The organism is Anaerosalibacter massiliensis (assembly GCF_024623155.1).
Classification (GTDB): domain Bacteria; phylum Bacillota; class Clostridia; order Tissierellales; family Sporanaerobacteraceae; genus Anaerosalibacter; species Anaerosalibacter massiliensis.
The window spans coordinates 92,275-117,251 of record NZ_JANJZL010000002.1 but is presented as its reverse complement, the minus strand read 5'-3'; the positions used below and the strand labels follow the sequence as shown (position 1 = coordinate 117,251).

General features: G+C 27.2%; 24 protein-coding genes. 19 read left to right on the top strand and 5 right to left on the bottom strand.

All coding sequences use genetic code 11. The features are described 5' to 3' along the window. The first annotated feature begins 167 nt into the window (after positions 1-167). The 8 genes from NSA23_RS03435 (at position 168) to NSA23_RS03400 (ending at position 7,920) form a co-directional block, all read left to right on the top strand. Complete coding sequence (locus tag NSA23_RS03435; RefSeq protein WP_042680087.1) at positions 168-869, top strand: response regulator transcription factor; 702 nt, start codon at positions 168-170, stop codon at positions 867-869. Beyond that, the gene (locus NSA23_RS03430; protein ID WP_257490135.1) at positions 866-1,951 is read left to right on the top strand and encodes a sensor histidine kinase; all 1,086 of its coding nucleotides are present in this window, start codon (positions 866-868) and stop codon (positions 1,949-1,951) included. The genes NSA23_RS03435 and NSA23_RS03430 overlap by 4 nt, the downstream gene beginning before the upstream one ends. 76 nt (positions 1,952-2,027) lie before the next feature. Further along, complete coding sequence (locus NSA23_RS03425; protein WP_042680091.1) at positions 2,028-2,303, top strand: type II toxin-antitoxin system Phd/YefM family antitoxin; 276 nt, start codon at positions 2,028-2,030, stop codon at positions 2,301-2,303. Beyond that, positions 2,300-2,611 (top strand): type II toxin-antitoxin system RelE/ParE family toxin, encoded by a 312-nt coding sequence (locus tag NSA23_RS03420; RefSeq protein WP_257490134.1) that lies wholly within the window; start codon positions 2,300-2,302, stop codon positions 2,609-2,611. The genes NSA23_RS03425 and NSA23_RS03420 overlap by 4 nt, the downstream gene beginning before the upstream one ends. Positions 2,612-2,859: 248 nt before the next feature. Further along, a complete protein-coding gene (locus tag NSA23_RS03415; RefSeq protein WP_042680093.1) occupies positions 2,860-3,543 on the top strand; it encodes an ABC transporter ATP-binding protein in 684 nt (227 codons plus the stop codon). Continuing rightward, positions 3,537-6,176, top strand: a complete 2,640-nt coding sequence (locus tag NSA23_RS03410; protein ID WP_042680095.1) for an ABC transporter permease — start codon at positions 3,537-3,539, stop codon at positions 6,174-6,176. Before NSA23_RS03415 ends, NSA23_RS03410 begins: the two co-directional genes overlap by 7 nt. Positions 6,177-6,423: 247 nt before the next feature. Beyond that, positions 6,424-7,119, top strand: a complete 696-nt coding sequence (locus NSA23_RS03405; protein ID WP_042680096.1) for an ABC transporter ATP-binding protein — start codon at positions 6,424-6,426, stop codon at positions 7,117-7,119. A gap of 36 nt (positions 7,120-7,155) precedes the next feature. Beyond that, positions 7,156-7,920 carry an ABC transporter permease gene (locus NSA23_RS03400; RefSeq protein ID WP_257490133.1) on the top strand — a complete coding sequence of 255 codons (765 nt, stop codon included), beginning with the start codon at positions 7,156-7,158 and terminating at the stop codon, positions 7,918-7,920. A 131-nt stretch (positions 7,921-8,051) separates the two neighbouring features. Here the strand turns inward: NSA23_RS03400 and NSA23_RS16705 are convergent, their stop codons facing one another. The 4 genes from NSA23_RS16705 to NSA23_RS03385 form a co-directional block, all read right to left on the bottom strand. Beyond that, positions 8,052-8,165 carry a hypothetical protein gene (locus NSA23_RS16705; protein ID WP_420841073.1) on the bottom strand — a complete coding sequence of 38 codons (114 nt, stop codon included), beginning with the start codon at positions 8,163-8,165 and terminating at the stop codon, positions 8,052-8,054. Between the two features lie 3 nt (positions 8,166-8,168). After that, on the bottom strand, positions 8,169-8,378 hold the full coding sequence (locus NSA23_RS03395) for a DDE-type integrase/transposase/recombinase (protein ID WP_081915183.1): 210 nt from the start codon (positions 8,376-8,378) through the stop codon (positions 8,169-8,171). A 24-nt stretch (positions 8,379-8,402) separates the two neighbouring features. Continuing rightward, a complete protein-coding gene (locus NSA23_RS03390) occupies positions 8,403-8,600 on the bottom strand; it encodes a hypothetical protein (protein ID WP_081915184.1) in 198 nt (65 codons plus the stop codon). A 468-nt stretch (positions 8,601-9,068) separates the two neighbouring features. Continuing rightward, complete coding sequence (locus tag NSA23_RS03385) at positions 9,069-9,230, bottom strand: transposase (RefSeq protein WP_222704740.1); 162 nt, start codon at positions 9,228-9,230, stop codon at positions 9,069-9,071. An 821-nt stretch (positions 9,231-10,051) separates the two neighbouring features. Here NSA23_RS03385 and NSA23_RS03380 point away from each other — a divergent pair. The 10 genes from NSA23_RS03380 to NSA23_RS03335 all read left to right on the top strand — a co-directional run bounded on the left by NSA23_RS03380 (position 10,052) and on the right by NSA23_RS03335 (position 21,955). Further along, positions 10,052-10,636: an ABC transporter permease gene (locus tag NSA23_RS03380; RefSeq protein ID WP_257490132.1), complete on the top strand. Its 585-nt coding sequence runs from the start codon at positions 10,052-10,054 to the stop codon at positions 10,634-10,636. Between the two features lie 347 nt (positions 10,637-10,983). Further along, the gene (locus tag NSA23_RS03375) at positions 10,984-11,154 is read left to right on the top strand and encodes a hypothetical protein (RefSeq protein ID WP_187116644.1); all 171 of its coding nucleotides are present in this window, start codon (positions 10,984-10,986) and stop codon (positions 11,152-11,154) included. 741 nt (positions 11,155-11,895) lie between these two features. Further along, on the top strand, positions 11,896-12,135 hold the full coding sequence (locus tag NSA23_RS03370) for an ATP-binding cassette domain-containing protein (protein ID WP_222704746.1): 240 nt from the start codon (positions 11,896-11,898) through the stop codon (positions 12,133-12,135). A 214-nt stretch (positions 12,136-12,349) separates the two neighbouring features. Next, complete coding sequence (locus tag NSA23_RS03365) at positions 12,350-13,612, top strand: radical SAM/SPASM domain-containing protein (RefSeq protein ID WP_042680100.1); 1,263 nt, start codon at positions 12,350-12,352, stop codon at positions 13,610-13,612. A gap of 111 nt (positions 13,613-13,723) precedes the next feature. Next, positions 13,724-14,743 (top strand): S8 family serine peptidase, encoded by a 1,020-nt coding sequence (locus tag NSA23_RS03360; RefSeq protein ID WP_147524974.1) that lies wholly within the window; start codon positions 13,724-13,726, stop codon positions 14,741-14,743. A 32-nt stretch (positions 14,744-14,775) separates the two neighbouring features. Next, positions 14,776-16,074, top strand: coding sequence for a radical SAM/SPASM domain-containing protein (locus NSA23_RS03355; protein WP_222704741.1), 1,299 nt, complete (start codon positions 14,776-14,778; stop codon positions 16,072-16,074). A 1-nt stretch (position 16,075) separates the two neighbouring features. Continuing rightward, positions 16,076-17,101, top strand: coding sequence for a radical SAM/SPASM domain-containing protein (locus tag NSA23_RS03350; RefSeq protein ID WP_257490131.1), 1,026 nt, complete (start codon positions 16,076-16,078; stop codon positions 17,099-17,101). Between the two features lie 79 nt (positions 17,102-17,180). Continuing rightward, positions 17,181-17,342, top strand: coding sequence for a hypothetical protein (locus NSA23_RS03345; protein ID WP_187116645.1), 162 nt, complete (start codon positions 17,181-17,183; stop codon positions 17,340-17,342). A 244-nt stretch (positions 17,343-17,586) separates the two neighbouring features. Further along, positions 17,587-20,157 (top strand): ABC transporter permease, encoded by a 2,571-nt coding sequence (locus NSA23_RS03340; RefSeq protein ID WP_257490130.1) that lies wholly within the window; start codon positions 17,587-17,589, stop codon positions 20,155-20,157. 121 nt (positions 20,158-20,278) lie between these two features. Next, a complete protein-coding gene (locus tag NSA23_RS03335; protein WP_257490129.1) occupies positions 20,279-21,955 on the top strand; it encodes an ABC transporter ATP-binding protein in 1,677 nt (558 codons plus the stop codon). A 467-nt stretch (positions 21,956-22,422) separates the two neighbouring features. Here NSA23_RS03335 and ald read toward each other — a convergent pair whose 3' ends face one another. Continuing rightward, positions 22,423-23,538, bottom strand: a complete 1,116-nt coding sequence (ald, locus tag NSA23_RS03330) for an alanine dehydrogenase (RefSeq protein ID WP_257490128.1) — start codon at positions 23,536-23,538, stop codon at positions 22,423-22,425. Positions 23,539-23,810: 272 nt separating this feature from the next. On the opposite strand from ald, the gene queG reads away from it, so the two are divergent. Continuing rightward, positions 23,811-24,926, top strand: coding sequence for a tRNA epoxyqueuosine(34) reductase QueG (queG, locus tag NSA23_RS03325; protein WP_257490127.1), 1,116 nt, complete (start codon positions 23,811-23,813; stop codon positions 24,924-24,926). Positions 24,927-24,977 lie beyond the last annotated feature (51 nt).

Genomic DNA, 24,977 nt, shown 5'->3' with positions numbered 1-24,977 from the left:
CATTTTAATATGAATTGTAATTTATAGTAAGATTTATAGAGCATTATATATTTAGGTATTATATTGTTATAATACTATAACAATGGATAAGCTACAATTCGTAAAAATGATATTTTGTTTTATTTTTTTGTTATATAATATAATTATAACTATAAAAGGGTGATGATATGGAAAATACAAGCAATATTTTGTTAATAGAAGATGATGAATCTTTAAATAGAGGTATTAGTTTTAAACTAGAAAAAGAAGGATTTAATGTGTTTTCAGCAGATTGTCTTAAAGAAGGCAATGATATATTTAATGAACAAAAAATAGATTTAATAATACTAGATGTAGGACTACCTGATGGAGATGGTTTTCAGTTTTGCAAAGAAATAAGGAAAATATCAGATGTTTTTATTATATTCTTAACAGCTTGTATTCAAGAAGTAGATATAGTCACAGGTTATGATTTAGGAGCTGATGATTATATTACTAAACCTTTTAGTTTAATGGTACTTGTATCTAAAGTTAATGCAGTTTTAAGAAGAAAATTTAATCGTAAAGAAGCTAAGAAAATTCAATGTGAAGATATAATTTATTATCCTAAAACTATGAAAGTATATGTAAAAGGAAAAGAAATATCTTTATCTAAAACAGAATTTAAGTTGTTTAAATATTTTATAGATAATCCTCAACAGGTAATTACTAAGGAACAGTTTTTTAATAAGCTATGGGATATAAAAGGGGATTTTTTAGATGAAAGTGCTCTTCCAGTAAATATTAGAAGACTTAGAGAAAAAATTGAAGATAATCCTTCAGAGCCTAAATATATAAAAAATATTAGAGGCATAGGATATATTTGGAATGAGAGGTGTTTTAGAGAATGATACTTGGGAAAGATCCCATAGTTAAAAAAGCTTTTATTATTTTATTAATAAGTCTAGTTTTTATATATTCAATAACCATTTTAAATAATTATTTTTTTATAAAACAATTGCAGAATTACAATATAAAAATAAATGAAGGGTTAATTTTCAGTTTTATATTTAAGAGTATAGTTATTATAGCTTTAGTTATTATATTAAATATTGTTTTATTTATCCGTGTATTGAAATATATAATGAAAAAACTAGAGAAAGTATCCTTTGACATAGACAGGATTATGGATGGAGATTTTTCTACTATATCAAATATTGATAAAGAGGGGATATTATCACGACTAGAATCTCAATTTTGTCAAATGTCTAGAAGATTACAATTAAGTATGGATAGTATAAATATTGAGAAAGAGAAAGTAAAATCTTTAGTAACAGACATTTCCCATCAGATTAGAACGCCACTAGCTTCTATAAAAATGTTTAATTCTTTACTAACTGAGGGAGGATTGACTAAAGTAGAGGAGGAAGAATTTTTAGAAAGAGTAAAAGATGAAGTAAACAAACTTGAATGGTTAGCCAATTCCTTAGTTAAAATCTCTACAACAGAATCGGGTATGATACAGATAAAAAAAGAGAAAGAAGATATTAAGCAAACTATACTAGAAGCAGTTAATGGAGTCTATTTAGAAGCATTAGAAAAAGATATAAATATAAATATGAACAATTTAGAAAGTATTTATGTTTATCATGACTTTAAGTGGACTAAAGAAGCAATATTTAATATTCTTGACAACGCTATTAAATATACAAATGAAAATGGACAGGTCAATATTTCCATGGAGAAGTTAGAAACTTATATAAAAATAGATATAGAGGATAACGGTATAGGAATTCCATTAGGGGATATAGAAAAAATTTTCGATAGATTTTATAGAGGTGATTCAGAAAAAGTGAAGAAAGCCGAGGGCTCAGGAATAGGCTTATACCTTGCTAGAAATATACTAGAGGAACAAGGTGGAGGATTGATAGTATCCTCTGAAGAAGGACAAGGAAGTAAATTTACCATATTGATAACATTACAAGGTTATTAATAAATTATTGATTAAAGTTTGCTGGTATAGTCAAGTTATGATATTATATGACTACGTATAAAAAGGAGTGATGAACATGGAAACAATAAGACCATCCTCAGATTTAAGAAATCATTATAGTGAAATATCTAAAATTTGTCGTGAAACAAGACGACCAGTTATTATAACGGTAAATGGAAGAGGAGATACTGCTATTCTTGGATACCAGGAATATCAGCAAATAATTTCTGAATTGGAATTATTAAGAACATTAGCTGAGGCGGAAGAGGATGTTGTAGCAGGTAGAGTTGCACCTATAGAAGATGATTTCAATAATCTTCGTCAATCACTTTTATCGAGGAAGAATAAATGAAATATCGTATTATTAGAACGGATAAGGCAAGTGACCAGCTTTATGACATTATTAATTATATTGCTGAAGATTCTTGCAGTGTAGATATTGCCCTAAATTATTTGAATATGATTGAAAGAGCTATAATAGGGTTAGAAGATTTTCCTTATATGGGGAGTATACCACGATACAGTATTTTGAAAAAGCAAAGCTACCGTGTACTTGTTGTGGAAAGGCATCTTATTTTTTATAAAGTAAATGAAGTAGAAAAAATAGTAATTATATATGCTATAGTTGATGGCAGAAGGGAGTATAGGAATTTAATATAGGATTTGCTAAAGTAAGAATATATTTAAATGGATAAAAGCGAACATTTTTATAAATTCAAGGCAGAGAACAATTCTTTGTCTTATTTTTTTATTTATAATAATGGAAAATTTAATTAATATAATTAATAAAATTACAAAACTGTCAATAAAGTTGAATTGTTTTGTAATTTATAGATGGTATCCTATGTATTATAGTGTTAAATATATTGCTATATTTGCTATTAGACTTATATAAGGGAGGATTAATTGTGAATATATTGGAAACAAAATCATTGAAAAAATACTATGGAAAAGATGCTAATTTAGTAAAAGCTGTAGATGGAATAGATTTATCTATAGAAGAAGGGAAGTTTGTAGCAATAGTAGGTTCTTCTGGTTCAGGTAAGACCACATTACTCCATATGATGGGTGGATTAGATAGACCAACTGAAGGAAAAGTATTTATAGATAATAAGGATATCCATTCAATGAATGATGAAAGTTTGGCCATATTTAGAAGGAGAAAAGTAGGGTTTGTTTTTCAATCATATAACTTAATTCCAGTATTAAATGTGTGGGAAAATATAACTTTACCTATAGAGTTTGATTTAAAAACTGTAGACAATGAATTCATAGAAGAATTGATGAGGACATTAAATATCTATGATAAGAAAAATGCTCTTCCAAATCAGCTATCAGGTGGACAACAACAAAGGGTGGCCATAGCTAGAGCATTAGCTACTAGACCAGCTATAGTTCTTGCAGATGAGCCAACAGGAAATCTTGATTCTAAAACTAGTTTAGAAGTAATAAATCTATTGAAACAATCTGTAAGGAAATATCATCAAACATTAGTCATGATAACTCATGATGAAAAATTAGCCCAAATGGCTGATAGAATAGTGAGAATTGAGGATGGTAAGCTCCTTAACAGGGAGGGAGAATCTTGTTAAGGTATATGAAAATAGCATGGAAATATATAAGAGAGTATAAGAAAAGATCTATTGCTATGATTTTAAGTATTGCACTAAGTGTGTTTTTAGTAGTCACTATAGGATCACTGGCAGAAAGTACAAGGGTACTTCAAGTTAATGATGCCAAAAAAGATTCTGGGTTACAGCATGTTAGATACGATGGAGTAAATATGGAGCAAGTAAATAAAATAAAAGAATATCAAAATGTAAAAAAAGTAGCAAATAGCTTTTATTATGATGGTTGGAACCACGAGAGTGGATTAACAGTAAATATTTTAGGTGCAGAAAAAAATATATTATATATGGAATCAAACAAAATGAAGGTAGGGAGATTTTCAACGAAGTCCAATGAAATAGCTGTGGAAGAATGGGTTTTAGATAGACTAAGAATACCCCATGAACTCAATCAAACTATAAAGATATCTTTAGCAGAAAATGGTGAAAAGGAATTTAAACTGGTGGGAATAATTGAAAATAATTTAGATAAACAGAGTGTTGGAAATTTGGAAGCCTATGTAGCTTTTAATGATGAAAATTTAGCAGGTAGGGAAAATCACATATATTCCTTTGTTGAATTTAAAGAGGATTTGAATTATAGAGATGAAGCGAAGAAATTAGGAAAGCAAGTAGGAGTTAAGGATGAAAAGCGAATAGTATTAAATAGAGGTTTACTTACTGCTATGGGAGAGTTAAATGCTATAGATTGGGATTTAGTAAAAAAATCTCTATTTCTTATGGTTGTAGGTGGAATGGTAATATACAGTATATATAATATTTCAGTTCTAAAAAGAGTACAAGAATATGGAATGATGAGGGCCATAGGCAGTACAAAGAAACAAATAATATATGTAATACTGTCGGAACTATTCATTGTTTATATGATAGGAGTATTATTAGGTATATTGCTGGGAGTATTTTTTACAAATCTATTTAAAGGAAGTACTATGTCTAGTGGCTTGTTTACAGAAATTGATTATAAATTAGATATTGTAGTTATCTCTAGATTTGCCATTGGGTTAGCTATGTTGACATCTTTTGGCTCTATATTATTATCAGCCATAAGAGGATCAATTTTAGTTAACAGGGTATCTCCTGTAGAAGCTATAAATAGAAGCACCCAAGATAGTAATATAAAGTTTAAGGAAAGAGAAAGTTTCATTGAAAAAGTTTTAACTATACCAAAGAAGGTATCCTATAAAAATTTAAGGAGAAACAAAAAGACCATTATATTTACCATAGTATCTATGGCAGTAGGGTGTACATTATTTATGGTTCAAACTTTTAAAACAGAGTTGTGGACAAGAGATTGGAAATATCGCAATAGCATTGATAAATCACAGATGTATGAATTTAGATTAAATACAAACGAAGGTAGACCTATGAAGGAAGGCTATACTACGGAACAAATAGATGAAATTAGTAAATTACCCCAAGTACAGGATGTATCCTTTAAGCAAGTTCTTTATTCGGAATTAAAAATTAATAAGAAAATATTGAATGGAATATATGGCAAAAATTATATAAAGTTCATGAATTCCGAAAATGGATTTTTAAAGGATTTGGGAGACTTTTCTTTTGAAGGGGTTACTAAAGATGAAATGATAATAAGAAATACCATATTGGGATTATCAGATAGAGACTTAAAGTCCTTAAGCAAAGGATTAAAAGAAGGGCAAATAGATATAGACCAAATGAAGAATGAGCCTGTAGCTGTAGTCCATATTCCAAAAGTAAATGAAAAGGGATTATACTTTGATCATACAGGAAAGAGTAAATCTGAATCTGCGCTGAATTTAAAAGTTGGGGATAAAATAACAGTAACTATTCCAAAAAAAGGATATGATAAAGGTATTGATACTGTCAGACTTTTAGCAGAACATGATAAATCTCAATATATAGATCAGGAATTTACCATAATAGGTATAACTGATGTTTTGCCTGATAAGGATGGTTTTCATTTAGGTACTGATTTAGCACCATATCTATTTATATCAGGAAATATGTTTAAAGAATTATCAGGAATAGATAAATACAGATTAGTTCGAGTAGATATGAAAGATAATTATACTGAAGGTGATTATAAGATTTTAAAAGAGGAAGTTCAAAAGATGTCTGAGATTATTCCAGGAACTTTATTAGAAGATAGGGTTGAATATCTCAAGGAAGCAGAAAAATCTGATATCACATATGATTTGTTGAAAAATTCAATATCCATAATATTGATATTAATAAGTGGGTTGAGCATATATAACAATATAAACTATAATCTAATATCTAGAATAAGGGAACATGGTATCATGAAAGCTATAGGACTTACAAAGAAACAGTTTAGAAATATGATAAGATTTGAGGGATTAATATATGGCATTATATCTGCTACATTTTCATGTGCTATAGCATTAATGATTGAACTAGGTATCTTTATTTACTATGCATATATATTTGATAAATATTCGGAGCCAGTATTATTGTTAAAGCGATTTTTCATAGAGTGGAAGTCTTTTTTAATAGTAATAGCTATAAACTTGAGTATTGGCTATATAGCTACGATAGGTCCTAGAAGACAAGTAGATAAAATTGAAATAACAGATGCTATAAGAGCTGTTGAATAAGATAGGAAAAAATATTTATTTGCTCTTTAATTATGTAAACTCATATTAAAGATGCGATAAGTCCTTTTTATGTCTGGTAAAAAGGAAACCTAATAATATTTTGCCAAAATAACAAAACTGTCAATGATATGAAATTGTTTTGTAATGTAGAAATGCTACTTATATATATAGGTATCAGAATATATAAGATAAAAAGTGTATGAAAATAAAAAATGATTTTTAAAGTATTGTATTAGGAGGTAAAGAAATGAGTAAATTAGAAATAGTAAATTTAAGTAAAATATATGGAAAAGGAGAAAGCGAGGTAGAAGCCCTAAAGGGAATAAATTTATCAATAGAAAATGGAAAATTTACAGCTATAGTTGGACCTAGTGGTTCAGGAAAAAGTACGCTTTTGCATTGTACAGCTGGATTAGATAATCCAACAACAGGAGAAGTAATTTTAGACGGTAAAAATATATTTAAATTATCAGAAGAAGAAATGTCAAAATTGAGAAGACGAAAGTTTGGATTTATATTTCAAAGCTTTAATCTTATACCAGTAATAGATATATATGAAAATATAACACTACCCATATCAATAGATAATAAAAAAATAGATACGGAATATATATCAGAGATAATAAATACGCTAGGACTTAAAGATAAAGTGAGTAAATTTCCAAATGAACTTTCAGGTGGACAACAGCAAAGAGTAGCTATAGCTAGAGCATTAGCAAATAGACCAGAAATAATATTTGCAGATGAACCAACAGGAAATCTAGATAGTGAAACTACAGCTGAGGTAATAGAGCTATTGAAACTTAGCGTAGAAAAATTTGGACAGACTTTAGTAATGATAACACATGATGAAAATATAGCATCTACAGCTGACATACTCATAACTATAAAAGATGGAAAGATTGTAAAAAAAGCGGAAAATAAACAGCGCAAAAGACATTAGATGAATAGAGAGTAGAAATAACATATAAAATTAGCTTTGGCATATCTAAAGAAACAAAAGGAAAGAACATTCCCTATGATTCTTGGAGTTGTCTTGGCTATAATGTCAGTACTTGGTTTTGATGTAATAAATGAAAGTCGGAGTAAAAAACAATCAGAAATGATATATAAAGCATATGGAGAATATCATGGCTTTTATCAAAATTTAAGTAAAGATAAATTAGAGGAAATGAAAAACGATAAAGATATAGAAGAAATAGCAGGAGTTGCAAGTCTGAGAGATATTATAGCAGAATATGGTGTTTCTATAAAATTAAATTCATTCAATGAAAAATATATAGATATGAGTAGTTATTCCATGAAAGAAGGACATTTACTAGAGAAACAAGGGGAGATTGTTCTAGAGTCTCAAGTTTTAAAACAAATGGGATTAGATGAAAAGTTAAATCAAATAATTGAGTTCAAAATAAAAAAAGAATATAAAGATGAAAGTGGCATGAACCAGATATTTATGGAGAAAAAGAAATTCAAGTTAGTTGGAATAATAACAAAATCAGCCCTTTATTATGAAAATTTTTATTTTTTAAAGGGATTTACTTTCTTTAAAGAAGGAGATATTACAGTACTACCTAAAGAACTCATAAGTTATGAGAACATAGTTAAATTAAAATCTAAATCAAATATACTTTCAAAATTAAATGATATAAGGATAAAGTATAAGCCTGGGAGTTGGATTTTGAAGAAAACACGGATTGACCCCTTAATTTTGGACAAAAACTCACTAATATTTACAATATCATAGTATTTCATTTTGCCCTTGGTTTATTGTACATTAATATTTATCTTCATCAAGGATAAAGGCTACGCCTCTGCTAACGCAGGTCCTTGATTTCAGCTAAATATTAATGTGTTAGGCACTTGAGGGCAAAAATATTAAAGCTTTACTACCAACGGTTTTGCTGTTCCTTCCAATGCTTTATGATAAAATTCTACTGGTGAAATATATCCTAAAGAACTATGGATTCTAACCTTATTGTAGAATTTAATATATTAAGATACTGCTTCATAAGCTTCTGTATAGCTTTTAAATTCGTACCTTGACAAACATTCATCTTCTAATAATCTATGAAAAGCCTCTATATGGGCATTTTTGTTTGGAGTCTTAAATGGTATCTTTTCATGCTCTAATTCTAATTCCTTACAAGTATATTGAAATTTATTGTTAATAAATTGTGGGCCATTATCTGACCTTATAACCAAGTTAGTTTCCTTGTTATAGAGTTCTCATTTCATTAATACTCTTTTAAGGGTTACAATTATGTCTTCAGTTTTACATGATAATCCCATGTGATATTCTACTATATTTCTATCATATACATCTAAAAAGGAAGCTATATAGAAGAATCTATCTTCACCATGAATATAACCATATTTAACATCTACTTCCCAAAGAGAATTTGATGTTGTTATTTCTCTATTCATAGCTATTTTTCTAGGATACTTAGATTTAATCTTTCTTTGAGGTCTTAGAACCCTAAGCTATTTACATAATCTATATACCTTTTTCTTATTTATGATTAACTTAAATTTTCTTTTTAGTATTATGGTTATTTTATAGTAGCTATAGCATAATCCTTCGGACTCGATGATTTCACAAATATATTCTTTAATTTGTTCATCACAAATACGATTGCCATCTTTATTAAAAGAGTAACCAGGAATTGGTTTACCACCTTTATTTATTTTTATATCTTCAATTTTAGTTCTTTTTTTAATATTGTAGTAATAGGTAGACCTACTTAATCCAATAATTTTAAGGACAGTAACTGCAGTATCTCCTAAATTAATCCATTTTTTGCAATATTAACTTTATCCTCTATTATGGGTTTATTTTTTTAAAAAGGTCTTTAAGAATGGCAATTTCTAAATCTTTTTTGCCAAGTAATTTTTTTATTGCTCATTTTCTTTCTTTGACTCTCTAACCCAGCGAGTAACAATACCATGAACTAAATCGTGTCTTCTTGCAACTAAAGTAGCATTACCAGTTTCCTCTACTTCCTTAATAATTTGACGTTTGAATTCCTCTGGATATCTTTTACCTTTACCTTTCAATTTAGACAATCTCCCATTAATTTTTATTTCACTAAATTAGTGTGCGATTGTCCAAATTGGTTAGGGGGCTTAATAGAACAAGCTACTTACTCATGCTTTAGATGAATATATTATGGTAAAAGAGAGTGGTACACAAAAAGACATGAAGAGATTAATTATAGTTACATCCATGATACTAATATACAATATGTTTAATATAATATATTAAACATATTATGTGGTGATGCAAAAATAATGGAGACTGGTTTGTTAAGTGAAATGAAAGGTAACTCTTTTAAGTTATATAATAATATAAATTTTGATAATGATCTTGTAGGATATACATAAGAAGATATAGAAAAGTTATCTGGTATAGATGGGGTAAAATAAATAAAAACCAAAATTAATTTTCAGGGGTTTTTAAAATTAGAAACAAAAGATTTAGAAGAATATATGGAGTATAATGGAATATCAAATAAGAATAATAATGTAGAATTGAATATATTTATAAATGGATGTGATAACAATTCCTGGAAAAATTTAAAAAGTATATAGAAAAAGGTGAATTAACAAAGGAAAAGGAAGGAGAATATCCTAATGTTACAGTTTTTAATTATTATTATGATGTCTTAAAAGATTACAAAAATAAAAGTGCTATGAAAAACATGAAGATAGGAGATATAATAACTATAAAAATACCTAAGATTAAAGAAGTAATAATATCATATGAGTAACAGAAAGTTAGAGTAGGAGCTTTATTAAAAGAAGAGTGGGGATTTAAAGAAGATAATGGAGGGGGAGGATATATAAAAATTTTAATTCCAGAAAAGTCTTTAATGGACATGTCAAACAAGAATATTTATAATGAAATTGGTTTGAAAATAAATGAAGAAAAGGAGGAACAAATTTATAAAAAGTTAAAGGGAATTTTTAAGGATAAATCTTTTGTAGAAATAAAAAGTAGAGCAGAAATTAAAGAAATTAATAATGAAGGACCTAGAGAGAAAATAAAAGAATACTACATAATAGTGTTATTAATTCTTATTATAGCAGCAGTAAATATATATGGAACAATAAAGACTAGCTTACTTATACGTACAAACGAGTTTGCAATAATGAGAGCTATAGGTATGACAACTAGGCAGATTAGAAATATGATAATAAAGGAAACAATAATATATGGATTTTTAAGCAGTATATTAGCAGTAATAACAGGAGTATATAAATATTATAGTGAAATTAAATTTATAAACAATCAGTACAAAGGTGCGTTTAATATAGATAATATAGTAGAATTTAGCTTACCTATAGTAGAAATATTACAATATACTGTTATAGCAATGGTGATTTGTATAGTTGTAGGTTATATGTCTAAGAGAAGTATAGAGAAGATGAGTATAGTAGAGGGAATGAAAGTAGTAGAATAGATGTTAATATAATAAATAATAGAATATATAAAAAAGATTTTTTTATTATCTTTTTAATTTAAAAAGATTTGAAGATAAAAAGGAAAATCAATAATATTTTGCTTAAATTACAAAACTGTCATAAAACTGAAATTGTTTTGTAATAATTATGTGTTATTCTTTGTATGGAAAGTAGATGAAAGTTAAAAAATGCTATAAATCATATGATCAGTAGATAAAATATGATGAAAAATAATAATATATATTTATAATTAATTATTTATTGATATGTTAATTGGGCCTAATATTAGCAAAAGTAATATTTATTAAAAACTTAATAAACATAACGATAGAAAGGAGGGAAAGTAATGTTGAAAATAGAAAAGATAGAAGAAAAAATAGAATTATTAGATGTAGAAGCTCAGGCTGATCCATGTAAATATAAATATGAAAGGGATAAAGTTACAGGAACATATGATTGTTTGCATGATTGTACTAAAGGTGGTAAAAGAACACCATACCAATCAATAGCATATTAATAATTAAGAATAAATTAACAAGAGGCAGTGTTAAGATAAAAATGAATTTTAAGATGAAAAAAGTTTTTTAGATTGATTTTTTATTAAAAGTGAACTCATTTAGTTCTTGGTAGTGTAAATAAATGCTCTTTTCTGGTAGGAATTAAAATAAGAATAAAAACCAGAAAGGAGCATTTTTATGAGCACATTATCAAAAAAATTTGAGGAATATGATTAATGATGGAAGTAAAAAAACAGCAGGATATTCAAAAGGTTATAGAAAAGTAAGCATCAAAGATAAGACATATTTTCAACCATGATTTCGATGAGATAATACATTTAAATTATAATAAAGGAGGCTATCTTAAATGAAATCTTAAGGTAGAAAACTTTAGACTGAATGAATTCAAAATTATAGAAGTATTGGATTAATAGTTGTTAGGTGGTTTGAAGAAAAAGGCATTTCTGTTTATAAATTTAGGTATTAAATAGAATTTATGTTAATAAGGTAGCCATATTTTTTGAATAATTTTTGAGATGTTTTTCTAACATTTTGTAGAAATAAAAAGTAGTGTTGAAATTAGAGAGTTAGCTAATGCAAGGGCTAATAAGTAAATAGCAAAATGATGAATAAGTATTGCTAATTCTGCTTATAGTAGCAGTAAATATATATGGAACAATAAAGACTAGATTAATTATACATACAAATGATTTTGTAACAATGAGAGCCACAGGTACGATAATTAGTGGGATTAGGAAAAAATAATAAATGAAACCATAATATATGAGAAGGGAGAAAGTAAGGTAGAGACTCTAAAAGGAATAAATTTATCAATAGAAAATGGAAAATTTACAGATATAGTTGGACCTAATGGTTCAGGAAAAAGTACGCTTTTGCATTGTACAACTGGATTAGATAATCCAACAACGGGAGAAGTAATTTTAGATGGTAAAAATATATTTAAATTATCAGAAGAAGAAATGTCAAAATTGAGAAGATGAAAGTTTGGATTTATATTTCAAAGCTTTAATCTTATACCAGTAATAGATATATATGAAAATATAACACTACCTATATCAATAGATAATAGAAAAATAGATAGAATATGTTAGAGATAATAAATACACTAGGACTTAAAGATAAAGTAGGTAAATCTCCAAATGAACTTTATTTTTTTATTTGAATTAAATAATTATATAAAAAGGGTGAGATGTCATGAAGAAAAGATATTTTTTGAATGAAATTTGTGATACCGTTTTTAATGATAAAAAGGTTATATTAAGTAATCAGTTTACAGGAGAATGGATTAAGATACCTATAGAATGTTATAAAGTTATAGAATATTCCTTTAAAAAACGTATTCCAGTTAATAAAGTTATACATGCATTTAGAGATGAAGAAGATCAGAAATATTTTATCCAAGTTTTATGTAGACTGGAAAAAATAGGATTATTAGAAAAAGAAATAATAGATGATATAAAAGTAGATTTTATACCCAGAGTTATATTTTCTATAACAAACAGATGCAATCTGAATTGCGATTATTGTTGTGTAACAGCGTCTTTAGATAAGAAATTAGAATATGAAGATGTTTTGAAAACAGAGGATGTTAAAAAAGCTATTGATAAGATAGTAACTTTAAATCCTCAACAAATAGTTCTATCAGGCGGAGAACCTTTAATAAGAAAAGATTTTTTTGATATTTTTTACTATGTAAAAGGTATATATGATGAGAAATTAACCTTAGCTACAAACGCAACCTTAATAAGAGATGAAGATATTAAAACTATAGCTAAAAATGTTTATAGTATAGAAATTAGTCTAGATGGATTTGATGAAAAAACTTGTGCTAAAGTTAGAGGAAAAGGAATTTTTAATAGAGTTATTGAAGTGGTGAAATTATTACAGGAGAATGATTTAGAAAAAATATCTTTATCAATGGTAGTTGGAAATAACAATGTTCAATATGTAGACAAGTTTAATGAGCTAAATAGAAAGCTAGGGACAAAAGCAGTTATTAGGAATTTTAGTAAACTAGGTAGAGGTGAATATAATTTCGAGAAGTATCTAGGGGAAAAAAATATTGAACATTATATTGGAGATGATGATTTAGATATTGATATAATGAAAATAAAAGCCAATAGTTGTCAAGCTGGAAGTTCTCAACTATTTGTAAATTATGATGGTAATGTATTTTTATGCCCATTATTACAATATGAAGAATTTAAAATAGGAAATATTTTAGATTTGAATGATGATCTTATGGAAAAGATTTTAGAAAGGAAGTTACCTAGTTTTGAAAATTTTGAAAAGGTTAAGACTAAAAATATATTATATTGTAAAAATTGCAAAGTAAATACCTTTTGTACAGGATGCCCAGCAAAAATGTATACATTATTGAAAAATAAAGAAGCTTTTAGATATAATTGTGAATTTATGAAAGATAAGCTGATGTATAAAATATGGGAAAGTTTCTAAAATTACAAAACTGTCATTAAACTGAAAGTGTTCTGTAATATTCATATGCTACCTTTTATATAAAAGGTAAATAAAAGGTGGAAATATTAGAAGAAATTCATGGAGGAAGATATGGGAAAAATTAAAGTAGCTATTGTAGATAGTGGAATAGATTTAGACAATACTTATTTAACAAAGTATATAATAAAGGGGAAAAGTTTTATATTAGATGAAAGTAACAGAAAAATAATAGAGGGAAATGATATAAGAGATAGTTATGGTCATGGAACATCATGCGCGTATACAATTTTAAGACAAAATGAAAGTGTGGAAATTTTTCCAATAAAGATATTAAACTCTTTAGGAAGGACAAGTTCTAAATGTCTTTTAGAAGGATTAAAGTTTTTAATAGATACAGATATAAAATTAATAAATATTAGTTTAGCTACTGTTAATTTTGACCGTGAAAAAGAATTCATTGATATATGCAAAGAACTAATTGATAGAAATAAGATAATTGTAGCATCGATGGATAATATGTTTAGAGAAAGTTTACCAGCTATTCTGCCAGGGGTTATTGGCGTAAGAGGTAAAAATTTAGGATTTACAAATGAGTATTGGTATGACAAGAATAAGAAAATACAATGCATATGTGATAATGAACCTATATTTGTACCAAAAATAAATGAAAAAGGAATGAAGTTATTTGGTCATAATAGCAAAGCAACATCTCTTATGACAGCAAAAATATCAAAACTTTTAGATTTAAATAAAGAATTAAAATATAGAGAAGTAGAAGAATTATTATTAAAATATTCATCAAAAACAAGTTGGACAAGTGAAGAATTAAAGGAGGATAAACTTCCAAGAGAGATAGTTGAAAAAAGAGAATTAGAGGGAGAAATGAAAGAAAAAGCGAATGAATTATGTAAGTTGATAATAGAAACTTATGATTCAAAAATTGAAGATATAGATTTTCTCTATCAATATTCACTATTTAATAATTTCACAAAAATGAATAAGCATAATTGCTTTGATATTATAGATAAAATAGAAAACAAATTTAATATAAAAATAAAATATGATGAAATTTCTATGAGTTCATTTTATTCTATATATTCGTTATTAGACATTGTTATAAAATATTCTTAAAAAATGAGATTTGCTAAATAGGAGGAGATATTTTGAAATTAACTGATAAGATGATTTTTGATAAAAAAGACCTCTTAATTAATAAAAAGAATAAACTAGTTTGTATATACAATAAAAAAAAGTGTAAACATTTTATATTATCAGAAGAAGTATATGATTTTTTTGAAAAAGCTGTAGGTGAAAATATTACATTTAAAGAATTTATAAGCTATTTTAAAAATGAAGAGGATAAAAAATATATTAAAAGAGTAATAGATAATTTAATAAAATTAGAGGTGTTTTATTCTGAAAGTTTGGAAGATAAAGAAGAAAAAAGTTTGACATTAAAATCAATAGACAATATTTACATAACTTTAACTAAAAGATGTAATCTTAATTGTACACATTGCAGTACCAGTTGTAGCAATAAAGAAAAAGATTTTCTTAGTACTGAACAGATAAAAAAGATGGTTGATAAGATAAAACGATTAAATCCTAAAGTTATAATATTGACAGGTGGAGAACCTTTAATAAGAAGTGATTTTAAAGAGATAGTTATGTACATAAGAGAGAATCTAGAAAATGTATTTTTAGGATTATCTACAAATGGGACTTTAATATGTAAAAATAATATAGATTTCATTGTCAAAAATTTTGATAAGGTAGATATAAGTATAGATGGAGTAGATGAGGAAACTTGTAGTATTACAAGAGGTAAAGGAGTATTTAATAAAGTTATATCAGTGGTAAAACAACTACAATTAAAAGGATTTTCAAATATACACTTGTCAATGATTTTTGGAGAAAAAAATATGCATCTTTCTGAAGAATTTAATGAGCTAAATAAAAAATTGGGAACTACTCCAATAGAAAGAACATTTATTCCAGAAGGTAGGGGTGCAGATAATGTTTTAGAGTATTGTTTAGAGGACTTTAAATTACCTGTTCTAATTCCTAAAATATTAGAATCACAAAAAAATATAAAAAGTAAGAAAATAAGCTCTTGTGCTTGTAATGCACTAAAAGGTCAAATATTTATAGATCATAATGGAAGTATTTATCCTTGTCCTTCATTAATGAAAAAAGAGTATAAAGTTGGGAATATTTATGATAAAGATATAATCTTAAATATTCAAAATCTGGAAGTTACAAAACCAGATATATGTAGTAGACTTGAGGATATAAAGCCTTATAATTTTGAAAAATGTAAAGATTGTGATGTGAATATATTTTGTTGGCATTGTCCAGCGTTGATAGATGGAGTGAAGAACAACGATAAAGAATTAAATAACTGGTGTAATTTAATGAAACCCTTGTTAAATAAAATCATATGGGATGAGGATGTGATTTAAAATGAAATTCACCATATTTGTAACATCCAAATGTAATCTGAGATGTAGGTATTGTTATGAAGGAACTGAAAAGTCAAATATAGATATGACAACTGAAATATCAGATAAAGTTATTGAATTTATAAAATATAAATTAAAAGAAGATAGTGAAAAGAAACCTTTGAATATAATTTTTCATGGCGGAGAACCTTTGATAAATTTTGAATTAATAAAATATATATCAGGTTCTATCTTGCAAAAGATTAAAGATAGAGAAGTTATTTTTAGTATGACTACTAATGGAACCATAATGACGGAAGAAATTATTGAGTATGTAAAAGAGTATATTGATAGTTTGTCTATCAGTATAGATGGTACATTGAAGTCACATGATATGAATAGAAAATTTGCTAATGGAGAGGGTTCTTATAAAACGGTGATATACAATGCTAGAAAACTTCTATCAGGAGGAATTGATTTAAGAGCTAGAATGACTTTTAATTCTCAAAATGTAAGAGAATTATATGAGGGAGTAAAGATTATGGCAGATTTAGGATTTAGATATATTGTTCCTGCCATTGATTATTATGATGAATTATGGGATGAAGCAAAAGTTGAAGTATTAAGAGAACAAGTAAATAGAGTGTCAGAAATAAAAAATAAATACCCTAATACCCATATATCTTTAGTAGAAAGAGATATGATTTGTAAAAAGAAAGGTGATTGTTTTGGAGGGGTGAATGGTTATAGTATAGATCCTAAAGGAAATCTATATCCATGTGCCTTTTGCGTTGGCAATGATGAATTTATATTAGGAAATATATATAGTACAGAAAAATTGGATGATAATTTACCTAAGCTTTATGAAATCAGTCAAATAAAAAACCAAGATTGTTTAGGATGTAGTGCATATGAGTATTGTGATGGGGTAAGATGTAAGTTTTTAAATAAGGTAATTACAGGGGAATACAATGTACCACCTCCAATACTTTGTGCAATGAAAAATATACTTTTTAGAAGCAATAATATTTTGAAAGGTACTTTTTAATAGGGTAGACTGACTAAATTTCACTGCAGTGATGTCAGTTTTTAAATAATTATGAGAATTATAAAGGGGGGGGATATGAATGTTGAAAATAAAGAAAATAGAAGAAAAAATGGAACTATTAGACGTAGAAGCTCAAGCAGATCCATGCAAGTTTTTTTGGGACAATGATGGAGTTGCAGGATTATATGATTGTTTAAAAGACTGCAAAGGAAAAACACCATATGCTTCAGTTAAGTATTAATAGTTAAGAGTAAATTAACAAAGGGGATATATTAGATATCCTCTTTGTTAACTTAAAAGAAGAAAATATATATAAAAGAGTAATAAAGAAGAATGTTTTAAATAATGAGAAGTTGTAATATTTTATTGAAATTCCAAAACTGTTAATGAAATCAAATATATATAAATGATATTTATTATATCTAAAATAGAAAGAAATAAAGAGTAGTATAAATTTTTTATCAATCTGAACAGAGGTGAAGTATATGAAAATATATATAAAATTAGCCTTGGCATATCTAAAGAAACAAAAAGGAAGAACATTTTCCATGATTCTCGGAGTTGTCTTGGCTATAATGTTAGTATTTGGTTTTGATGTAATAAATGAAAGTCAAAGTAAAAAACAATTGGAAATGATATATAAATCATATGGAGGATATCATGGCGTTTATCAAAATTTAAGTAAAGATAAATTAGAGGAAATGAAAAACGATAAAGATATAGAAGAAATAGCAGGAGTTGCAAGTCTGGGAGATATTATAGCGGAAGATGGTACTTCTATAAAATTAAATTCATTCAATGAAAAATATATAGATATGAGTGGCTATTCTATGAAAGAAGGACATTTACCAAAAAAAGAAGAAGAGATTGTTTTAGAGTCCCAAGCTTTAAAACAAATGGGATTAGATGAGAGATTAAATCAAACAATTGAGTTTAAAATAAAGAAGAAATATAAAGATGAAAATGGTATAAATAAAATATTTATGGAGAAAAAGAAGTTTGAACTAGTTGGGATAATAACAAAGCCTAATCTTTATTACGAGAATTTTTATATAATGCAAGGATTTACTTTTTTAAAAGAAGGGGATACTACAATACTACCTGAAGAACTTATAAGCTATGAGAATATAGTTAAATTGAAATCAAAATCAAACATGACCACAAAATTAAATGATATAAGGATAAGGTATAAGCTTGGGAAGTTAGATTTTGAAGAAAACAAGCTACTTACTCATGCCTTAGATGAATATAGTATGGCACAAGAGAGTGGTACACAAAAAGACATGAAGAGATTAATTGTAGTTACATCCATGATACTAATATACAATATGTTTAATATATCATTAGCAGATATGATAAAGCAAATAGGATTACTTAGGGCAATAGGAGTATCAAAGAGGAAAGTAAGACTTATAGTTGGAATTCAAAGCTTATTTATATGGATTATAGGTACTATACTTGGTATATTATTTGGACTTATGTTTTCATATTTTGGAATGAAAACATTTAGTAATAGTTTAATAGATATGGATATACCAAGTACAGATGTATATGTAAGTATGCAGAGTATAAAAAATGCAATTGAGATAGGTATAATATCAGTAGGAGTATCAAGTTTAGTTCCTATTTGGTTATCAGGAAGAGTGTCACCATTAGAAGCCCTTAGAAAGACAGATAGAACAGGTAGATATGGAAAAAGAAGATGGCATCATAAACTTATGAGAAGATTATTTGGAATAACTGGAGAAATGGCTTGGAGAAATATTGGCAGAAATAAAATTAGGGCATTGATATCTATTATTGCAATAAGTATGGGTGGAATTATTTTTATATATCGGATAGGTCATATTAATAGTTTATTGTGTGGTGATGCAAAAATAATGGGGACTGGTTTGTTAAGTGAAATGAAAGGCAACTCTTTTAAGTTATATAATGATATAAATTTTGATAATGATCTTGTAGGATATACAGAAGAAGATATAGAAAAGTTATCTGGCATAGATGGTGTAAAAGAAATAAAAACAAAAATTAATTTTGAGGGGTTTTTAAAATCAGAAACAAAAGATTTAGAAGAAGAATATATGGAGTATAATGGAATATCAAATAAGAATAATAATGTAGAATTGAATATATTTATAAATGGATGTGACAATAATTCTTGGAACAATCTGAAAAAGTATATAGAAAAAGGGGGATTAACAAAGGAAAAGGAAGGAGAATACCCTAATGTTGCAGTTTTTAATTATTATTATGATGTTTTAAAAGATCATAAAAATAAGAGTGCTATAAAAAACATGAAGGTGGGAGATATAATAACTATGAAAATACCTAAAATTGAAAAAGGGATATTATCATATGAGGAACAAAAGGTTAGAGTAGGAGCACTATTAAAGGAAGAGTGGGGATTTGAAGAAGCAAATACAAAAGGAGGATGTATAGAAATTTTAATTCCAGAAAAGTCTTTAATGGATATGTCAAACAAGAATATTTATAATGAAATTGGTTTGAAAATAAATGAAGAAAAGGAGGAACAAATTTATAAAAAGTTAAAGGGAATTTTTAAGGATAAATCTTTTGTAGAAATAAAAAGTAGAGCAGAAATTAAAGAAATTAATAATGAAGGACCTAGAGAGAAAATAAAAGAATACTACATAATAGTGTTATTAATTCTTATTATAGCAGCAGTAAATATATATGGAACAATAAAGACTAGCTTACTTATACGTACAAACGAGTTTGCAATAATGAGAGCTATAGGTATGACAACTAGGCAGATTAGAAATATGATAATAAAGGAAACAATAATATATGGATTTTTAAGCAGTATATTAGCAGTAATGGCAGGAGTATATAAATATTATAGTGAAATTAAATTTATAAACAATCAGTACAAAGGTGCGTTTAATATAGATAATATAGTAGAATTTAGTTTACCTATAGTAGAAATATTACAATATACTGTTATAGCAATGTTGATTTGTATAGTTGTAGGTTATATGTCTAAGAGAAGCATAGAAAAAATGAGCATAGTGGAAGGAATGAAAGTAGTAGAATAGGTATAGTACATAGAGGAAGTATTGACAGTTATTATATAGGTAAGGTGATATTTTGAAACATCTTGAGAATAAAAAAAATAGCGTTGTTAGGTTTTTAACTTTCATATACAAAAATAATAAGTTGAAAATATTAGTTTCATTTGTATTAGTTATTATGGCTTCAATGGTAGATTTAGTATTTCCACAGCTTACAAGAAAAATTGTAGATAATGCAATTGGTGGGCATGATATAAATTTATTAGTCACGTTGGTCATATTATATGGTGTGTTATCAATAGCTTCAGCATGTGTTGATATAGTTTTAGAGTATTTTTATTCTAAGATGAAAAATAAGAGTGCTGTGGATTTGAGAATAAGTATGCTAAAACATTTATCTAAACTATCAGGGAAATATTATTCTAATATAAAAACTGGGAATCTACTATCAATTTTAGATAATGATATGTTTATAATTGAAAACTTTGGTACAGACATTATTTTTTCTATAATTGTAGATTTTTTTACTGCCTTAATTGCGTTATTCTTTCTAATAAGGATGCAATTCGATTTGTTCCTTGTAGTTATAGTTTTGCAGTTAATATTAGTAGTATCACAGTCTAAACTAACAAGTATAATAGCTGATAAGACAGCAGAAGTTCGTACGGACTATGGAAGAATTGCAAATATTGTCCAAGAATATGTTTCTAATATAATGAATGTAGTTTTAACAAAATCAAAAAGAAAATTCTTTAAATCTTTCTTGGATAAGGAAAGAAAAATAATCAAGAAATTCATTAGATTAGATATGGTAATATCCGGAAATGTTGCTATAGCCAGATTTGTTTCGGCATTGATTACTATAGCGATATATGGATTTGGAGGCTATAAGATAATAAAAGGTAAAATGACATTAGGTGAACTTATTGCATTTCAAGAATATACAGGTATGCTTATAGGTCCTTGTATAAATATTATAAGATCAAATACTAGAATACAACAAGCTAAGGTATCGCTTGATAGAATATATTCAGTAATTGATGAAGAAATATGTATAAAAGTAGATAACAAGGGTTTAAGATTAAATAATACCGATGTTGATAGTATTATATTTAAAGATGTCAGCTTTTCATACAATTCGAATGAAGAAAAAATATTGAAAAGTATAAATCTTAAATTTAAGAGAGGAAAAACTACTGCTCTTGTAGGTGGAAGTGGATGTGGAAAGTCTACGATAGTTAATTTGATATATAGGCTATGGGATTTGGATGATGGTCATATATATATTAATGATACAGACATAAGGGATTTAAACTTATTGTCTTTGAGGAAGAATATCTGTGTAGTGTCACAAGATTTATTTCTACTAGATGACACTATTAGAAACAATATTGTATTAGACAATAAGATAAGTGATGAAAAGTTAAAAAACATATGTGAATTAACAGGTTTATCGGAGTTAATTGATTCACTGAAACTTGGTTTGGATACAGTAATCGGAGAAAGAGGAGTCAAGTTATCTGGAGGTCAAAAGCAAAGATTAGCTATTGCAAGAACACTATTAAGTGAATGTCCTATAATAATTTTTGATGAAGCAACATCAGCATTAGATAATATATCACAAAAATCTATTATTAGAAATATAAAAGAAATTGTAGAGGATAAGATCATGATAGTGATTGCACATAGATTGTCAACTATAGATGATGCAGATTTAATATATGTTCTTGAAGATGGAAGGGTAGTTGAGCAAGGGAATAAAGATGAGTTAGTAAACCTGAAAGGTAAATATTTCCAATACTTATCTGAAGCTGAATCATAATAAATAAGAGCAGTAGAATAATATTAGTAAAGGATAAACAAAATATAATTTGCAATAGATATGATATAATATTTTATAAAAAGTATAGTTAAGGGTATAAAAATTACCAACAAAAAATCTTAAAGAATAGTGATAGAGGAACTAAAAGGGTTAAAAGAAGCTAATAATAAAAGTAGGTAATTTAGAGTAATGACAGAAAGAATTAGCATCAAAAATAGATGCAATATGTGAAGAGACGGCTAATCTAACAGAATTTAAATAAGAAACCAATAAAGATATTAAAAAAGTCCAAGATGATAATAGCATATTAAAAGAAATAGTTGGACGTTATGAAATAGAAATTAAATATTTAGAAAGAAAAATAGGATAAACTATAGTGAACGTTTCACATTTAGGTGCTGTAAGAAATACTAAACAATAAAATCTCCAATTTCAATATTGAAATTGGAGATTTTCCATGTCTATAATTAACCTAATACCTCTTCTACTGATGTATATGGTAAATCAAAAGCCTTTGCTACTGCTTCATAAACAACTTTGCCTTCTACTACATTAGCACCTTTTCTTAATGGCATTTCATCTTTTAGAGCTTGTTTCCAACCTTTGTTTGCTATTCTAAGAGCATAAGGTAGAGTAACATTTGTAAGGGCTAAAGTTGAAGTTCTAGGAACTGCCCCTGGAATATTAGCTACTGCATAGTGAACAACATCATGTTTCATAAATATTGGATCGGCATGAGTTGTAGGATGTGTAGTTTCTATACATCCACCTTGGTCAATAGCTACGTCAACTAAAACGCTTCCTGGTTCCATAAGTTTTACCATTTCTTCTGTAACTAATTTTGGTGCCTTAGCTCCTGGGATTAAAACAGCTCCAACAACTAAATCAGCTGTTTTAACAGCATTAGTTATATTGTAGTTGTTGGAATATAGAGTTTCTATTCTACCCATAAATACCTCATTTAGATAACGAAGTCTAGCTGTGTTTATATCAAGCACAGTAACTCTAGCGCCTAGGCCAACAGCTCTTCTAATAGCTCCAGTACCTACGATTCCAGCACCTACAACTACTATATGTGCAGGAGCTACACCTGGTACTCCATCTACTAGTAAACCTTTTCCTCCACGAGTCTTTTCTAAGTAAACAGAACCTTCTTGTACTGCCATACGACCAGCTACTTCACTCATAGGTGTAAGAAGTGGTAAAGATCTATCAGGATTTTCAACAGTTTCATAAGCAATTGCAATTGTTCCTGATTCTACTAATGCCTTTGTAAGCTTTTCTTCTGCTGCTAAATGTAAGTAAGTAAATATAATAAGTCCTTCTCTAAAATATTTATATTCAGATTTAAGAGGTTCTTTAACTTTCATAATCATATCTGATTTGTTCCAAACTTCTGAAGCTTCAGGTAGTATTTCTGCCCCCAGTTCTGAATACTCCTTATCTGTAAATCCTGCTCCCATTCCTGCATTTTTTTCTATAAGAACTTTGTGGCCTGCTCTTACTAAAGCATCTACTCCAGCGGGTGTAACGGCTACTCTGTCTTCTTGTTCTTTTATTTCCTTTGGCACTCCAACTATCATAAAAATTCCTCCTTAAGATATAATTATGTTATCAGATACATTTTAACACATAAAGAAAAGGTTTGCATCATTAAAATTAACTTGGTTACAGAAATAACTAAATTTTTAGTAAAAACATCAAAAGAATTCAAAATAATACTATAACATATAAAATCTCAAAAAAAATATTTATTTTATGTTAATATTTTAGCAAAAAAGCTTTTTGGTATTTAATATTTTAAAAAATTTACTAAATAGGTTATACTAAGGATAAGTAGAAAAGGAAGATTGATATGAATTTAAAAAAATATATTATAGAGAAATCTAAGGATATAGGAATTGACATTGTAGGATTTACAGGATGCAATAGATTAGATAGTTTAAATGACTATTTAATTGAAAGAAAAGCAAAAAATAAAGAAACAGAATTTGAAGAAAAAGATATTGAAAAGAGAATAGATCCTAAAAAAGTTTTTCCAAGTTGCAAAACTATTATTGCTATAGGAATTTCTTATAATGTAGATTTTAATGAAAGTGTAGATTTTAAATTAAAAGGAAGAATATCTAAGTCTTCTTGGGGGGAAGATTATCATAGAGTAGTTAAAGAAAAAATAGAGAAACTTATAAAAGAAATAAAAAAAGAAGTTGATTTTAACTACGAATATTTTGTGGATACTGGACCATTAGTAGATAGAGAAATCGCAAAAAAATCTGGTATTGGCTGGTATGGGAAAAATTGTTCTATTATAAATGACTATTATGGTTCATTTGTTTTTATAGGACATATTTTAACAGATTTAAATATTGTGCCAGATAGAGAATTAAAAGAAAAATGTAAAGACTGTAATGTTTGTATTAAAGCTTGTCCTACAGGTGCGTTAGAAGGACCTTATAGATTTAATCCTCAAAAATGTATTTCATATTTAACGCAAACAAAAAAAGATATTCCCTATGAATTGAGAGAAAAAATGGGAATCAAGGTTTATGGTTGTGATACTTGTCAATTAGTATGTCCTATGAATAAAAAAGCTGTTAAAAGTGGTAAAGAAGAGTTTATACCTAGTATTACTAAAGGATATATAGATATAGAAGAGATATTTACTTTATCTAATAAACAATTTAAGAAGAAATATGGACATATGGCAGGAAGTTGGAGAGGTAGAAATATTCTAAGAAGAAATTCTTTAATAGCTTTGGGAAATATGAAAAATAAAGAAAATATTGATTTTTTGAGAATGGTGCTAAAAGATAAAAATCCCATGATGAGGAAATATTCTGCTTGGGCTATATTAAATATTGATAAATATTTAGGTAGTCTTATTGTAAAAGAGGCAATGAAATTTGAGAAAGAGGAAGATGTTAAAAAAGACATGGAATGTTTGTTAAAATATTTTCAAAACAAAAACTAATAATAATAAATCAAAAAAATGTGATATACTATATTTGGATAATTATGAACC

What these genes read in the sequence shown, in the direction of transcription:
- NSA23_RS03435 (WP_042680087.1), top strand. Translation starts at nt 168, where the DNA reads ATGGAAAATACAAGCAATATTTTGTTAATAGAAGATGATGAATCTTTA.
- NSA23_RS03430 (WP_257490135.1), top strand. Translation starts at nt 866, where the DNA reads ATGATACTTGGGAAAGATCCCATAGTTAAAAAAGCTTTTATTATTTTA.
- NSA23_RS03425 (WP_042680091.1), top strand. Translation starts at nt 2,028, where the DNA reads ATGGAAACAATAAGACCATCCTCAGATTTAAGAAATCATTATAGTGAA.
- NSA23_RS03420 (WP_257490134.1), top strand. Translation starts at nt 2,300, where the DNA reads ATGAAATATCGTATTATTAGAACGGATAAGGCAAGTGACCAGCTTTAT.
- NSA23_RS03405 (WP_042680096.1), top strand. Translation starts at nt 6,424, where the DNA reads ATGAGTAAATTAGAAATAGTAAATTTAAGTAAAATATATGGAAAAGGA.
- NSA23_RS03390 (WP_081915184.1), bottom strand. Translation starts at nt 8,600, where the DNA reads ATGAATAGAGAAATAACAACATCAAATTCTCTTTGGGAAGTAGATGTT.
- NSA23_RS03380 (WP_257490132.1), top strand. Translation starts at nt 10,052, where the DNA reads ATGTCAAACAAGAATATTTATAATGAAATTGGTTTGAAAATAAATGAA.
- NSA23_RS03375 (WP_187116644.1), top strand. Translation starts at nt 10,984, where the DNA reads ATGTTGAAAATAGAAAAGATAGAAGAAAAAATAGAATTATTAGATGTA.
- NSA23_RS03365 (WP_042680100.1), top strand. Translation starts at nt 12,350, where the DNA reads ATGAAGAAAAGATATTTTTTGAATGAAATTTGTGATACCGTTTTTAAT.
- NSA23_RS03360 (WP_147524974.1), top strand. Translation starts at nt 13,724, where the DNA reads ATGGGAAAAATTAAAGTAGCTATTGTAGATAGTGGAATAGATTTAGAC.
- NSA23_RS03350 (WP_257490131.1), top strand. Translation starts at nt 16,076, where the DNA reads ATGAAATTCACCATATTTGTAACATCCAAATGTAATCTGAGATGTAGG.
- NSA23_RS03345 (WP_187116645.1), top strand. Translation starts at nt 17,181, where the DNA reads ATGTTGAAAATAAAGAAAATAGAAGAAAAAATGGAACTATTAGACGTA.
- NSA23_RS03340 (WP_257490130.1), top strand. Translation starts at nt 17,587, where the DNA reads ATGAAAATATATATAAAATTAGCCTTGGCATATCTAAAGAAACAAAAA.
- ald (WP_257490128.1), bottom strand. Translation starts at nt 23,538, where the DNA reads ATGATAGTTGGAGTGCCAAAGGAAATAAAAGAACAAGAAGACAGAGTA.
- queG (WP_257490127.1), top strand. Translation starts at nt 23,811, where the DNA reads ATGAATTTAAAAAAATATATTATAGAGAAATCTAAGGATATAGGAATT.